The organism is Tabrizicola sp. YIM 78059, assembly GCF_004959785.1.
Classification (GTDB): Bacteria; Pseudomonadota; Alphaproteobacteria; order Rhodobacterales; family Rhodobacteraceae; genus Tabrizicola; species Tabrizicola caldifontis.
In genome coordinates this window covers 26,056-38,910 of the sequence record NZ_SJZH01000001.1, presented here as the reverse complement: position 1 = coordinate 38,910, position 12,855 = coordinate 26,056, and the positions used below count along the sequence as shown (strand labels likewise).

Genomic DNA, 12,855 nt, shown 5'->3' with positions numbered 1-12,855 from the left:
GCCGGATCTGGCGCGACGCGACTTGATGCGGCGGCGGGGGCCGGCGATGGCACCGGCCCCCGGACGGCCTCAGAGACAGGTGTACGGAAGGCCAGCCACCGAAGTGTTGGCGTTGTATTCCTTGAAGATGCTCACGACTTTGGCCGAGCGTTCGGACTGCTGTGCGATTTCATCCCAGAAAGCCTGCGCGGCCTGTTCGACCTCGGCCCACTCTGCGGGCGGGATCGTGGTCAGTTCCAGCTTGTCGCCGGTGGCCCGCAGCCGCGCTTCGCCGCCCCAGTACCACTGGTTGCGGAAATGGTGTCCCATCTCGATGCAGGCGCGGACGATGGCCTTCAGGTCATCCGGCAGATCGGCCCAGCGCTTTTCGTTGACGTAGAACGACCCGATCCAGGCGCCCGAGATGTTGTTCGTCGTGATGTAGTTGGTCACGTTGGCCCAGCCAACCGTATAGTCCTCGGTGATCCCTGACCAGGCCATACCGTCAAGCTCGCCTGTCTGCACGGCCACCTCGGCGTCCTCATAGGGGATCTGCACCGGGATCACGCCGAACTGGGTCAGGAAGCGACCGGCGGTCGGGAAGGTGTAAAGCCGCAGGCCGTTCAGGTCGCTGACCGAGCGGATCGGGTTCACCGTGTTGAAGTTGCAGGGATCCTGACCGGCGGCCGACAGCCACACGACACCACCGGCCTCGGCATAGGCCTCGGACCAGATCTGCTTCAGACCGTACTGTTCGAACAGGACCGGCACATCGAGCGCATGCTTGGTGGCCAGCGGGAAATAGCCGCCAAACACCGCGATGTCGACCGGCGCGGCCATGCTGTCGTCGTCGGAGTGGACGGCGTCGATGGTGCCGTTCTGCAACGCGCGGAACAGTTCGCCCGTCGGCACGATCTGGTCGGCATAATAAAGCTCGATCTGGAGCCTTCCGCCCGAGGCCGCGTTGATCGCGTCGATCACGGGCTTGGTCACGAATTCACCGAGCGTCGGGCCGGCATAGGTCTGAAAGCGCCAGCGGATCGGATCCTGCGCGCGCAGAGTGGTCGGAGCCGCCAGCGCGGCGGCGCCGGCACCGATGCCGGCGGTGGCAAGAAATTTGCGGCGGGTGGTCGTATCGGTCATGAGAACGCTCCTTGTCGGTTCGGGGTGTGCCTGTGGGCCAGGCATCCGGGTTGGATTTCGGTCACTTTATGTACACGGTTTCGGGCAGCCACAGCGCAATGGCCGGGAACATGATCAGCAGGGCCAGCGCCAGGATCATCACCAGCACGAAGGGCAGGATGGACTTGTAGATGTCGATGATGGTGATCTCGGGCGGCGCAAAGGCCCGCATCAGGAACAGGTTGTAGCCGAAGGGCGGCGTCAGGTAGGCGATCTGGCAGGTGATCGTGTAAAGAACGCCATACCAGATGAGCGGGTTTTCGATCCCGAGGTCAAGTTTGGCCACCAGCGGCACATAAAGTGGTGCCACGATCACCAGCATGGCCGTGTCGTCAAGGAAGGTTCCCATCAGAAGGAACGACAGCTGCATCATGATGAGGATGGTCCAGGGCGAAAGGTGCAGCTGGCCGACGAAGAAACCCTCGATCGCGCGCACCGCGCCCAGCCCGTCGAACACGGCGCCGAAGGACAGCGCCGCAAGAATGATCCACATGAACATGCACGAAATGAACAGCGTCTGGCGGGTGCTGGTCTGGAACACCGCCCAGGTGAAGCGTCGCTTGATTACCGCAGCGATCACGGTGGTCATGGCCCCGATCACAGAGCTTTCGACCAGCGAGGTGTGTCCGGTGATGAACGGCACCATCATGCAGAAGAAGATCGCGAAGGGCAGAACCCCGGCGCCAAGCAGGCGCAGCTTTTCGCTGCGCGTGATGGTCGCACGCTCCTCCGCCGAGATCGGCGGCGTCAACGACGGTTGGAACCAGCCGCGCAGGACGATGTAGACTATGAACAGCGCCGCCATCATCAGCCCCGGAACAACCCCCGCCAGCCACAGCTGGCCGACCGGCTGCCGCGCGATCATCGCATAAAGCACCAGCACGACCGACGGCGGGATCAGAATGCCCAGGGACGAGCCAGCCTGGATCACGCCCGTGACCATGCGCTTGTCATAGCCGCGCCGCAGAAGCTCTGGCAGGGCGATGGTGGACCCGATGGCCATGCCGGCGACCGAAAGCCCGTTCATCGCCGAAATCAGCACCATGAGCAGGATCGTCCCGATCGCAAGCCCGCCCGGGACCGGACCGAACCAGACATGAAACATCCGGTAAAGGTCATCAGCCAGACGGCTTTCCGACATGACATAGCCCATGAAGACGAACATCGGCAGCGTCAGAAGCGGGTACCAGCGCATCAGCTTGATGGTGGACGAAAAGCCCATGGCCTCTGCTCCGGTGCCCCACAGCAGAAGCGCCGCCCCGACGGCAACGAAGCCGATCACGCCAAAGACGCGCTGCCCCGTGACCATCATCAACAGCATGGTCGAGAACATCAGGATGGCGATGGCTTCGTAACTCATGCAGAGATGTCCTCGGTGCCGGGCTGGTCCGGGTCGGCATAGCCGCGGCCGGGCGGAATGCTGATGCTGCGCAGGATGGCGACATCGCGGATCAGGAAGGCCAGAGATTGCAAAAGCATCAGAAGAAGGCCCACGCACATGATCACCTTCACCGGCCAGAGAACAGGCCGCCATGCCGAGGGGCTGCGCTCCATGAAGCCGGTCTGGGGCCAGGGCAGATCGAAGGGCAGCCAGCCGACCTCGATCATCGTCCATTTCAGACCGAGCGAATAGGCCGTGCTGTCAAGCGCTCCCCAAAGCATGACGGCCAGGTAGAATCCAAGGGCAAATACCGTGATGGCGTCGACCTGAGTGCGCCGCCGCGGGGTCCAGCGGTGGTAGAAGAGGTCCATCCGAACATGGGCGCCGGCCTGCATCGACCAGGGCCCACCTAGCACGAAGTAGGCGATCATCACGAACTGCGCGGCTTCCAGCGTCCACAGCGACGGGCGGCTGAATTTCGAGATGGTGGACCAGAGAAGGATGCCCATCAGCACGAACAGAAGATACATCGCAATCCGTCCGACGCCGTGGTTCAGTGCGTCGATGGTTCGCACATAGGCGGCAAGTCCGGGCCATGCCCCCCCTGCCTGCTCGGGCCGTCTGCTCACGATGGCGTCACCCCCCTGTTCAAACCGCATTGTCTTGCAATGGGAAAGCTGGTGAAATCATGCTGTGATGGCGAAGGCCCTCAATAGCCCTGACGGGACATGCCGGAGGCAGAGGGGACTTTGCGCCGACGAGCAGGGGAACAGGATCGGGACATGTCATGCGGATCGATGACATAGCAGGGGTCATTTCCCCCGCCATCGCGGCGGTCGAACGTCCCGAGTTTCACCGAACGCTGGAGGACGGGTTGCGCCGGCTTGCCCCGTTCGATCTGTCTTGCACCTTTGCCTACGCTGACCGCAGACGCCCGCTTCTGCTGCACGACGGTCTGGGCGACGTGTCCCGACCCGAAGTGATGGAGGCCTACCTCAACGGCGGGTTCGAACTCGACTGCGTGTTCACGGCCTGCAAATACGGTCGGCCACCCGGTCTTTACCGTCTGACGGACATCGCCCCCGATGCGTTCTTCGAGGGGCCCTATTTCAATTCCCCCGACATCCACCCCTGTATCTCCATGGAAACGGGGGCGCTGGCCGAAGAGATCGTGTTCCTGATCGACACGCCGTCGGACTGGACGCTTGCCTATTCGCTGATGCGTCGCAACGGGGCCGAGCGCTTTTCCTCGGACGAGTTCGCACGGCTTGCCGCGGTTGATCCACTGGTTCGCGCCCTTGTCGCCCGTCACTGGGCGCATGCCACCGAGGCCGAAAGCGCCGAGGAACCCGTGGCGACCACCTTGCAATCGTCCTTCGAGACCTTCGCCGCCGACCGGTTGACGGCGCGCGAGCGCGAGGTCGTAAAGCTGGTGCTCGAGGGCCATTCCACCTGTGCCATCGCGCTCAGGCTCGAGATCGCCGAAGGGACCGTCAAGAACCACCGGAAAAGCATCCACGCGAAGCTGAACATCTCCAGCCAGGCTGAACTCTTCTCGCTGTTCCTGCGCCATGTCCGCGCCGGCCAAGGCGACCTCAGATCGCGGTAAAGCCGTTGTCCGCAAACAGATGCGTGCCGGTTATGAAGTCGGCATCGTCACTTGCCAGGAACAGGGCCGCGCGCGCAATGTCTTCGGGTTCGCCCAGCCGCCCCTGCTGCGCCTGGATCGCCGCTTCCGACACATCCACCCCGTAGCGGTTCAGCAGGTCGATTTCCTTCAGGCCATGGCCGGTGCGCACGAAGCCGGGGCAGATCGCGTTGCAGCGGATGCCGCGGTCGCGGAACTCTACCGCGATGGCGCGGGCGAACATGTGACAGGCGCCCTTGGTGGTGTCGTAAAGCACCTCCATAGGGGTCGCGGCGACGGCAGAGATCGACGAGGTGCAGACGATCGCCCCGCCCCCGGCCGCGATCATCCCCGGCAGAACCGCCCGCGTCACAAGGAACATGCTGCGCACGTTCAGCGCGTGCAGGCCGTCCCATTCCGCTTCTGTGGTTTCGAGGAAGGGTTTCACCACGATTCCCCCGGCGTGATTGACCAGAACCGTGACCGGTCCGAAGGCCGCCTCGGTCGCGGCCACCGCCTGGGCAACGCTGTCCGCGTCGGTCACATCCGTCCGGACGGCGATCGCCCGGCCGCCCGCCGACCGGATGCCGTCTGCAACCGCGCTTCCCGAGGCATCGTCAAGATCGACCACGGCGACTGCTGCCCCTTCCGCCGCGAAGAGCCGCGCGATCGCCGCCCCCATACCGTTCGCGCCACCGGTGACAAGGGCAACTTTGCCCGCCAGCCTGCCTGCCATGGCCATCATCTCCTTTGTGGTTTCGGGTCCGAGCATGGATCCCGACGGCCGGGTCCGACCATGCCTCTGAGGGGCTATTGTCCTGCAGGGCTCATCAGACTGCCGGCCTGGTGGCTTGTGGGGCTGCAGAAGCGAAGACCTTCATCTGCCTGCGCGCCTTGGCCACGCATCGGAATGCAGGATGGCATCGTCGCAAGACGTTGCGCCACCATCCGTGTTGCAGGTCGATCCCGTGATCTTCGGCGCCTCTGGTGACAGCAGGAACCGCATGATCGCCACCTGCTCGGCCGAGGGGGAATCCAAGCTTCTTCTGGCCACAGAATCGCAGCATGCGATGCTCTTGTAGAGACCGAGCCCGCTGTCCTTGAACCCGGAAGCCCGGCGATGTTCGATGATGTGCAAGGCGCGTTCGGACTTCGGCGTATTGGTCGTCGCCACGCCGACGGAATTCACCCTGATCCCGAAAAGCGCGCAGTCGATCCCCGCGTTCTTCGTTAGTCCCTCTACGGCACGTTCTGAGGCAGCACAGGGCGGCGTTCCGCCAAAACCACGGATACCGGCCACCGGCGCCACTTTGACGATCGCGCCGCCGGTGCCCTGCTACATCAGTTGCCACAGACTTGGCGCAGAGAGTGGAACATCCCCGTGACGTTCACCTGCTTGACCCGGTGCCAGTAGTCACCGGCAGCCTCGTCAATACGGGCCATCACGCGATGCTTCTGGTTCGGATTGTCGGGCAGAGTCCACGGCCCACCCCGGTTGAAACGCCAGCTTGTCCGGCGGATCCGCAAGCGACGGCGCCGCCCTGCCCGACCACGCATGCGGTCCGGCTGGTCAGGGGCTGGACACGATGAAATCCGGCACGATGCCCGAGGCGGCAATGAAGGGCGCGGTGTCTCGGCCGGCAAAGAGTCCATGGTCGGTGACCAGCACGCTGCGGCAGCCTGCCGCCCTGCCGCCCAGCACATCGGTGTGCAACGTATCGCCCACCATGGCCAGCCGGTCGGGAGCAAGACCGGTGCGACTGATGCCTTCGGCAAAGGCCTGCGGGAAGGGCTTGCCGAACCAGTGCACCTCAAGCCCCGGCAGGGCGTCGAGAAGCTCGTGGCCGAAAAGCCCCGGCTCCAGCGTCAGCCCGCCTTCGCGCGGGGCTACAAGGTCGGGGTTGGCGATGACGAGCGGGCGCGGGCGGCGGTCTAGCGCCCGGATCAGGCGGCGTTGCAGCGCGGGCGACCAGCGTGCGGTGGAGAGGAACAGGATCGCATCGGCCTGGTCGAAGGCGGCGGGGTCGGCTACGGCATCCACCAGCCGCGCCGGGATGTCGGCGAATGTATCACCGGCAGCCGCGATCGCAGCCCAGGCGGCCCTCGGTGCGATAGCGTCCAGCCGCGCCACAGCGACATCACGCGAGGCCACGACCTCCTCCGCCGTGAAGTCGAAGCCTAGGCGGTGATACTTGGCCAGAAGCTGGTCGCGCGTGTAGCTGGCGGCATTCGTCAGCACCGCCAGCCTTTTCCCGCGACGACGTAGGCTGGCCATCCGCGCCACCGCGCCGGGAATGGCGGTCTCGCCCACGTTGAGGACACCGAAGGCATCCAGAAGGAAGCCGTCCACATGGTCGGCCACCGCTTCCAGCGAGGGCAGGTACAGCGACCGGGCAGGATAGCGGGCTGCGGGCAGGCGGGGGCGGATCGCCTCGTACCGCGCGAAGGCCGAGGGCGCGTCGGAGAGCATGTCCCCCGGCCCGGCGTCGAGGGACACGTCAGACACTGGTGAACCCGCCTTCCACCATCAGAAGCGCGCCGTTGACCATGGCCGAGGCATCCGAGGCGAGGTAGAGCGCCGCGTCCGCGACCTCCACCGGCTCGGCAAAGCGGCGGGCGGGGGTGGCGTTGCGGAACGGGTCGCCCTTTTCCGGCTTGCCCCAGACCTCGATCCCCATGGGCGTCATCACCACGGTCGGGCAGATCGCGTTGACCTGCACGTTGAACCGCGCCCATTCGGCGCAAAGCGACTTCGTGAGCGCGTTCAGCCCCCCTTTCGAGGCGGCATAGGCCGCGTGATCATCCAGCGCGATCACCCCGGTCTGGGAAGAGATGTTGATGACCTTACCCCACCGCTGCGCGATCATGGCCGGGGCGAGCGTCCGCGCGGTCAGGAAGGGGGCGCGGAGGTTGACGGCCATCATCCGGTCCCAGGCCTCGGTCGTGAAGTCCACCGCCGGGGCGACATGGGCGATCCCGGCCGAGTTGACCAGGATGTCGATGGTGCCCCATTCCTTCAGCGCCTGCTGGCAGGCTGCGACGGGTTCGGTCGGGCTTTCCATCTCGGCCGTCAGGGTCAGGCAGCGCCGGCCATGGGCGCGGACGGCCTCGGCGGTGGCCGCAAGGTCGGCCGGGTCGCGGCCCAGCGCCACGATGTCGGCGCCGGCCTCGGCGAAGACGCGGGCGATCTCGGCCCCGATGCCCTTCGAGGCCCCGGTGACCAGCGCCTTGCGCCCCGCAAGGGAAAAGCGGTCCTGCCAGGACATGGGCTACTCCAGGTTGGTGTGGCGCGCTCGCATCGCCTCGGGCGTCACGCCGAGATGGTCGCGGAGCGCAAGGATCAGAAGCTCGAAGGCCAGATACTGCGCGCCCTCGAACAACGAGCCCATCGGCAGGACCGAGGTCGCCGCCGCGCCCTGGTCGTTCGCCATGGTCTGCGCCGGGATCAGGAACACGCGCTCGGCCGCCCGTGGCGCGCTGCCCTGGGGCTGGGCAGTGACGCAGGCCACCCGCGCGCCCGCCTTGCGCGCGACGCCGATCAACCCGTCCACCGTGGAAAAGCCCCCCGGCCCGGCGCTTACGACCAGAAGGTCGCCGGGGCCGACCGGCGGGCAGGACATGTCGCCCACCACATGCGCATCGAGCCCCATGTGGTAAAGCCGCATGGCCAGCGCCCGCATCATCAGCCCCTCGCGCCCCACGCCGTAGCAGACGATGCGGCGGGCCTGGGCCAGTTCTTCCACCATCCCCTGCAACGCGGCGGGGTCGATGGCAGCCACGGCATCGCGGATTTCCCCCGCGGCGCGGGTGGCAAGATCGGAAAGCGTCATGTTCCCACCTTCGTTTGCGGGGCCTGCGGCAGGGCCGCCAGGGCAGCCTGATCCAGAAGCCCGACCTCGTCCAGAAGGTCGAGCACAGTATAGCGACTGCGCAGGAAGCGTGCCTTCAGGATTGTGCGGTGCAGATAGGCCGGATCGACGCCGATGTCCGCCGCCTCGACCGGGGCGCCGGCGCGCGCCAGATGGTCGGCCATGCGGGCAGGCGTCCAGAGCCGGGCGCGCAGCCGGGCCTGAAGGTCGGGCCAGACGGCAGCAAGGCGGGTCAGCCGGGCCTGCAACGCGGTCCCCTCGACATGCTTGGCGCGGGTCTCGGCGATGGCGCGTTCGGCGATCTCGCCGGGGCCGAAGCGGGCGCGGATCTCGGCTTCCTTGGCGGCCAGGTCCGGCGCCTCGGCCGCGCGGCGAGCGGGGTCGAGCGCGGCAAGGTCGCGCGTCAGCAGCCAGTCGAACATCCGCAAGGCCGCCATTGTGCCCACGGCAACACAGGCGCCGTGGCTGACCCGTTCGCCCTTGTGGTGCAGGTCGTCCATTTCCCACAGATGCGCGATCTGGTGGTCGGCCCCGGAGGCGGGGCGCGAGGAACCATGCGCCTCCATCGCCAGACCGACCAGCGTCAGGCCGAGGAAAAGGCCCTCCACCGCATCCCGGTCGCCGGCGGCGATCCGGTCGGGCTGCGACAGCCAGCCTTCGAGGCCGCCCTGCACCATGGGCCAGGCCACATCGTCGATGGGCTCGATCCCCAGCGCATCGGCGATGATCCAGTCGCCCCCCGCCGGAACCTTGCCCGCGAGGTCGCCATAGCCCCAGCCCGTCATCTCGGGCGGGGCGGCGGCGATCACGTCGAGGTCGGCGAGCAAGACCTTCGCCGGACGGCAGGGGATGGTCTTCTTGAACCCCTTCTCGGACAGCGGCGCGCCGGCCGAGGTATAGCCGTCCATGCTGGCCGCCGTGGCCACGCACATGTAGGGGATGCCGGCGGTGAAGGCCGCGTGCTTCACCACGTCGTTCATCACGCCCGAGCCGACGGCAACGGGCGTCTCGCCGGGCTGCAGGACGGCGCGGAGCGAATCGGCGAGGTCCACCGTGGGCTTGGGGCGCGGGATGGCCGGGATGACATGGCGGCGCGTCGGGATGCCCGCTGCCGCGAAGGCCGCCTCCACGGCCTCGCCCGCAGCCCCCCAGCCGCGGTCGTCGGCCATCAGCACCACGGGACCCGTGAAATGCCGGGCGTAAAGCCTGCCCCCCTCGGCCAGCACGCCGCGTCCGATCACCACCTCGGCCACATTGGCCGACCGCGCCACCGCGTCGCGGATCAGGTCCCCGCTCATGCCGCCACCCCGCCCGAGGCCAGCGTCCGCCCGTCGGCGGCGAAATGGTGGAGGCGATGCGGCGGCAGGTCGAGGCCGATCTCGGCGCCATGGTCCAGCGTCGTGTCGCCCTCGGCCCGGACGACCAGCGTCTGCCCGCCCTGAAGCCGCACATAAAGGTAGGCGTCGCCGCCCAGCGTCTCGGTCAGGGACACGGTCGCGGGCAATTGCCCCTGCCCCGCCGGGCGCAGGACCAGATGCTCGGGCCGGATCCCCAGCTTCACCGTCCCCGAAGGCGCCGCGCCGAGGGGCTTGCCGTCAACCATCGCCTGCCCATCGCGCAGATCGACGGTCAGGAAGTTCATCGACGGTGCCCCGATGAACCCCGCGACGAATTCCGAGGCGGGGCGATTGTAAAGCTCCATCGGCGCGCCGACCTGTTCGATGCGGCCGGCGTTCAGGACCACGATCTTGTCGGCCATGGTCATCGCCTCGACCTGGTCGTGGGTGACATAGATCATCGTGGCCCTGAGGTCGCGGTGCAGCGCCTCAAGCTCCACCCGCATCTGGACGCGCAGCTTCGCGTCGAGGTTCGACAAGGGCTCGTCGAAGAGGAACACCTTCGGCTCCTTCACGATGGCGCGCCCGATGGCGACGCGCTGGCGCTGGCCACCCGACAGCTGCCCCGGCTTGCGGTCGAGATAGGGTTCGAGTTGCAGGATGCGGGCGGCCTCGGCAATGCGGCGCTTGCGGTCTGCTTCGGGGAAGTTGTTGACCTTCATCCCGAAGTCCATGTTCTCGCGCACCGTCATGTGCGGATAAAGCGCATAGGACTGGAACACCATGGCCACGTCGCGGTCCGACGGCGCGGCGCGGGTGACGTCGCGGTCGCCGATGTGAATGGTGCCATCGCTGATTTCCTCCAACCCCGCGATGGACCGCAGAAGCGTGGACTTTCCGCAGCCCGAAGGCCCGACGAAGACCGCGAATTCGCCGTCCTCGATGGTCAGCGTGACCGAATGCAGCGCCTGCGCCGCGCCATAAAACTTGTTCACGCCCGATAGCCTGACCTCGGCCATGCCGACCCCTTCCCTTGCGCCGACCTTCTGGCGCATTGCGATTTTCCGGTTGACTCGCCCCGGTTTCGATACATTTATATGTGCAGCGTTACAAATGGAAGTCAACTCTGCAACGCTGAACCCTGAGGGAGGAAACCATGAAACTCATGTCGCATGTCAGCGCCCTTGCGCTGGCGTCCGCGTCGTTGGCCGGCCTTGCCGGCGCGGCGCAGGCCTGGTCGCTGGAAGAGGCCGCCAAGCCCTATGCCGGGACCGAGCTGGAAGTCCTGTTCCTGGACCGCCCCGGCTACAACGCCGCGATCAAGATGCTGCCCGAGTTCGAGGCGGCCACGGGCATCAAGGTCAACATCACCACCGTGCCCTATGAGAACGCGCTGGGCGAACAGGTGCGCGACTTCGTGGCCGGGGGCGATCTCGACATCGCGCTGATCGACCTGGTCTGGATCGGCAACTTCGCCGAGAACGGCTGGCTGGTCCCGTCCGAGACCTTCATCAACAATCCTGACCTCGCAGACCCCGATCTGGACATGGCCGACTTCTTCCCGCTGGTGCTGAACGCCTTCGGGTCGTGGAACGGCGTGAACTATGGCCTGCCCTTCGACAACTATTCGGGCCTACTGTTCTGGAACCGGTGCATGCTGGAAGCCGCGGGCTTCGACAAGCCGCCGGCGACCTGGCAGGAGATGATGGATACCTACGGCCCGGCGCTGACCAAGGACGGCAAGTATGCCTATGCCCTGCAGTCCAAGCGCAACGAGACCCAGTCGGCCGACAGCTTCGCACGCTTCCTGTGGCCCTTCGGCGGCAGTTTCCTGAACGCCGAGTTCCGTTCGAACCTCAACTCGCCGGAAAGCCAGGCGGGTCTGAACTTCCGGCAGGAGCTGATGAAGTTCATGCCGCCGGGCATCGTCGCCTATGACCATGCCGAGACCGTGAATGCCTTCGCCCAGGGCGACGTGGCGATGATCACCGAATGGTCGGCCTTCTATTCCACCGTGGTCAGCCCCGAGACCTCGAAAGTCGCGGACTGCGTTGAAATTGCTCCGGAACCCAAGGGGCCGGCAGGGCGCAAGCCGGCGCTTGGCGGCTTCTCTCTGGCGGTGGCCAGCCAGGCCGACGAAGCCGAACAGGCCGCCGGTTGGCTGTTCATCCAGTGGGTGACTTCGAAGGCAAAGGCAGGACAGTATCTAGAGCTGGGCGGGGTGCCTGCCCGCAAGTCGGCCTATGCCGATCCCGAGCTGGCCAAGACCTACAAGTTCATTCCCGCCCTCGTCGAAAGCTGGCAGGAAGGCGTGCCCGAGTTCCGTCCGCGCTTTGCCGAATGGCCCGCGATCACCGAGATCGTGCAGGAATGGGGCACCAAGATGATGCTGGGTGAAGTCAGCGTCGAAGAAGGCGCCAGGCTGATCGGCGAAAAGATGGAAGCCGTCCTTGCCGAGGCCGGCTACTACGACGGCAAGAAGCCGCTGGCCCAGTAACCGGCGGTTCCGTAGTCTCCTCCCAGGAGAGGTGCCTCAGGGCACGACCAGGCCCCCGTCCGCGTCGCGGGGGCCTGGGCACCCCAGACCGAAACGAGGATCCGATGAGCTTTCGCGTGCCCCGGCGAACTGTCGCCGCCTTCCTTGGCCCGGCCGTCGCGGCGCTGGCCCTGGTTGGCATCGCTCCGCTTCTCTATGCGGTCTGGAAAAGCCTGCACTACTTCAACCTGACCAAGCTGGCGCAGCAGAGGTTCGTTGGCCTCGACAACTATGCCGCAGTGCTGACCGATCCGGTGTTCTGGCAGGCAATGGGGCGCACAGCGCTGCTGTTCCTTATCGCCGTGCCGATCGAGATCATGCTGGGCCTGGTGATCGCCCTGGTGCTGCACCGGCCGGGGCTGACACTCTGGAAGACGCTGACGCGGCTTTCGCTGGTCCTGCCGATGGCAACGACCTATGCCGTCGTGGGACTGCTGGCCCAAGTCATGCTGAACCAGAAATACGGCGTCATCAACCAGATGCTCGGATGGATCGGCATTGCCCCGATCAATTTCATCGGTGACCCTACAAATGCATTCATCGCAGTGGTCCTGTGGGACATCTGGCAATGGACGCCCTTCGTCGCGCTTGTCCTGCTTGCCGGCCTGTCCACCGTCCCGCCGGAAATCGAGGAGGCCGCGAAGCTTGAGACGAAATCCAACTGGACGGTCCTGCGCTTTGTCCAGCTTCCGTTCCTGGCCCCCAGCCTTGTCGCCGTCCTGATCCTGCGCACCGCCGACACGCTGAAGCTGTTCGACATGCCCTTCACCATGACGCGCGGGGGTCCGGGGTCCGCGACCGAATTCATCGCCGTGCTGATCGAGCGCGTGGGCAACCGCCAGTTCGACATCGGCATGGCCGCGGCACAGTCGATCATCATGCTGGCGATCACCATCGTGCTTGCGCAGCTTTACATCCGCCTCTTCTACCGCGAGGTCCGTTGA

12 protein-coding genes and 1 pseudogene are annotated in these 12,855 nt (G+C 66.0%); 3 read left to right on the top strand and 10 right to left on the bottom strand.

Going from position 1 to position 12,855, the window contains the following annotated elements:
* Window positions 1-69: 69 nt before the first annotated feature.
* The 3 genes from EZM81_RS00165 to EZM81_RS00155 all read right to left on the bottom strand — a co-directional run bounded on the left by EZM81_RS00165 (window position 70) and on the right by EZM81_RS00155 (window position 3,072).
* The gene (locus EZM81_RS00165) at window positions 70-1,122 is read right to left on the bottom strand and encodes a TRAP transporter substrate-binding protein (RefSeq protein ID WP_136644351.1); all 1,053 of its coding nucleotides are present in this window, start codon (window positions 1,120-1,122) and stop codon (window positions 70-72) included.
* A gap of 61 nt (window positions 1,123-1,183) precedes the next feature.
* Entirely contained in the window at window positions 1,184-2,521 is a 1,338-nt protein-coding gene (locus tag EZM81_RS00160) for a TRAP transporter large permease subunit (RefSeq protein WP_136644350.1), read from the bottom strand.
* Window positions 2,518-3,072 carry a TRAP transporter small permease subunit gene (locus EZM81_RS00155; RefSeq protein ID WP_248298107.1) on the bottom strand — a complete coding sequence of 185 codons (555 nt, stop codon included), beginning with the start codon at window positions 3,070-3,072 and terminating at the stop codon, window positions 2,518-2,520. The genes EZM81_RS00160 and EZM81_RS00155 overlap by 4 nt, the downstream gene beginning before the upstream one ends.
* Before the next feature lie 257 nt (window positions 3,073-3,329).
* On the opposite strand from EZM81_RS00155, the gene EZM81_RS00150 reads away from it, so the two are divergent.
* Complete coding sequence (locus tag EZM81_RS00150) at window positions 3,330-4,151, top strand: LuxR C-terminal-related transcriptional regulator (protein ID WP_136644348.1); 822 nt, start codon at window positions 3,330-3,332, stop codon at window positions 4,149-4,151.
* Here EZM81_RS00150 and EZM81_RS00145 read toward each other — a convergent pair.
* From EZM81_RS00145 to EZM81_RS00115, 7 genes and pseudogenes are all read right to left on the bottom strand, one after another.
* Window positions 4,138-4,905 (bottom strand): SDR family NAD(P)-dependent oxidoreductase, encoded by a 768-nt coding sequence (locus EZM81_RS00145; protein WP_136644347.1) that lies wholly within the window; start codon window positions 4,903-4,905, stop codon window positions 4,138-4,140. The two genes, EZM81_RS00150 and EZM81_RS00145, sit on opposite strands and share 14 nt — an antisense overlap.
* 141 nt (window positions 4,906-5,046) lie before the next feature.
* Window positions 5,047-5,490: pseudogene (locus EZM81_RS00140) on the bottom strand (hypothetical protein); the annotation flags it as partial.
* Between the two features lie 249 nt (window positions 5,491-5,739).
* Window positions 5,740-6,675, bottom strand: a complete 936-nt coding sequence (locus tag EZM81_RS00135) for an HAD-IIA family hydrolase (RefSeq protein ID WP_248298083.1) — start codon at window positions 6,673-6,675, stop codon at window positions 5,740-5,742.
* Window positions 6,668-7,435: an SDR family NAD(P)-dependent oxidoreductase gene (locus EZM81_RS00130; protein ID WP_136644345.1), complete on the bottom strand. Its 768-nt coding sequence runs from the start codon at window positions 7,433-7,435 to the stop codon at window positions 6,668-6,670. Before EZM81_RS00130 ends, EZM81_RS00135 begins: the two co-directional genes overlap by 8 nt.
* A 3-nt stretch (window positions 7,436-7,438) precedes the next feature.
* Complete coding sequence (locus EZM81_RS00125) at window positions 7,439-7,999, bottom strand: SIS domain-containing protein (RefSeq protein ID WP_136644344.1); 561 nt, start codon at window positions 7,997-7,999, stop codon at window positions 7,439-7,441.
* The gene (locus EZM81_RS00120; RefSeq protein WP_136644343.1) at window positions 7,996-9,336 is read right to left on the bottom strand and encodes a sn-glycerol-1-phosphate dehydrogenase; all 1,341 of its coding nucleotides are present in this window, start codon (window positions 9,334-9,336) and stop codon (window positions 7,996-7,998) included. The genes EZM81_RS00125 and EZM81_RS00120 overlap by 4 nt, the downstream gene beginning before the upstream one ends.
* Entirely contained in the window at window positions 9,333-10,394 is a 1,062-nt protein-coding gene (locus tag EZM81_RS00115; RefSeq protein ID WP_136644664.1) for an ABC transporter ATP-binding protein, read from the bottom strand. Before EZM81_RS00115 ends, EZM81_RS00120 begins: the two co-directional genes overlap by 4 nt.
* A 137-nt stretch (window positions 10,395-10,531) precedes the next feature.
* On the opposite strand from EZM81_RS00115, the gene EZM81_RS00110 reads away from it, so the two are divergent.
* Complete coding sequence (locus EZM81_RS00110; protein WP_136644342.1) at window positions 10,532-11,872, top strand: sugar ABC transporter substrate-binding protein; 1,341 nt, start codon at window positions 10,532-10,534, stop codon at window positions 11,870-11,872.
* 104 nt (window positions 11,873-11,976) lie between these two features.
* On the top strand, window positions 11,977-12,855 hold the full coding sequence (locus tag EZM81_RS00105) for a carbohydrate ABC transporter permease (protein WP_136644341.1): 879 nt from the start codon (window positions 11,977-11,979) through the stop codon (window positions 12,853-12,855).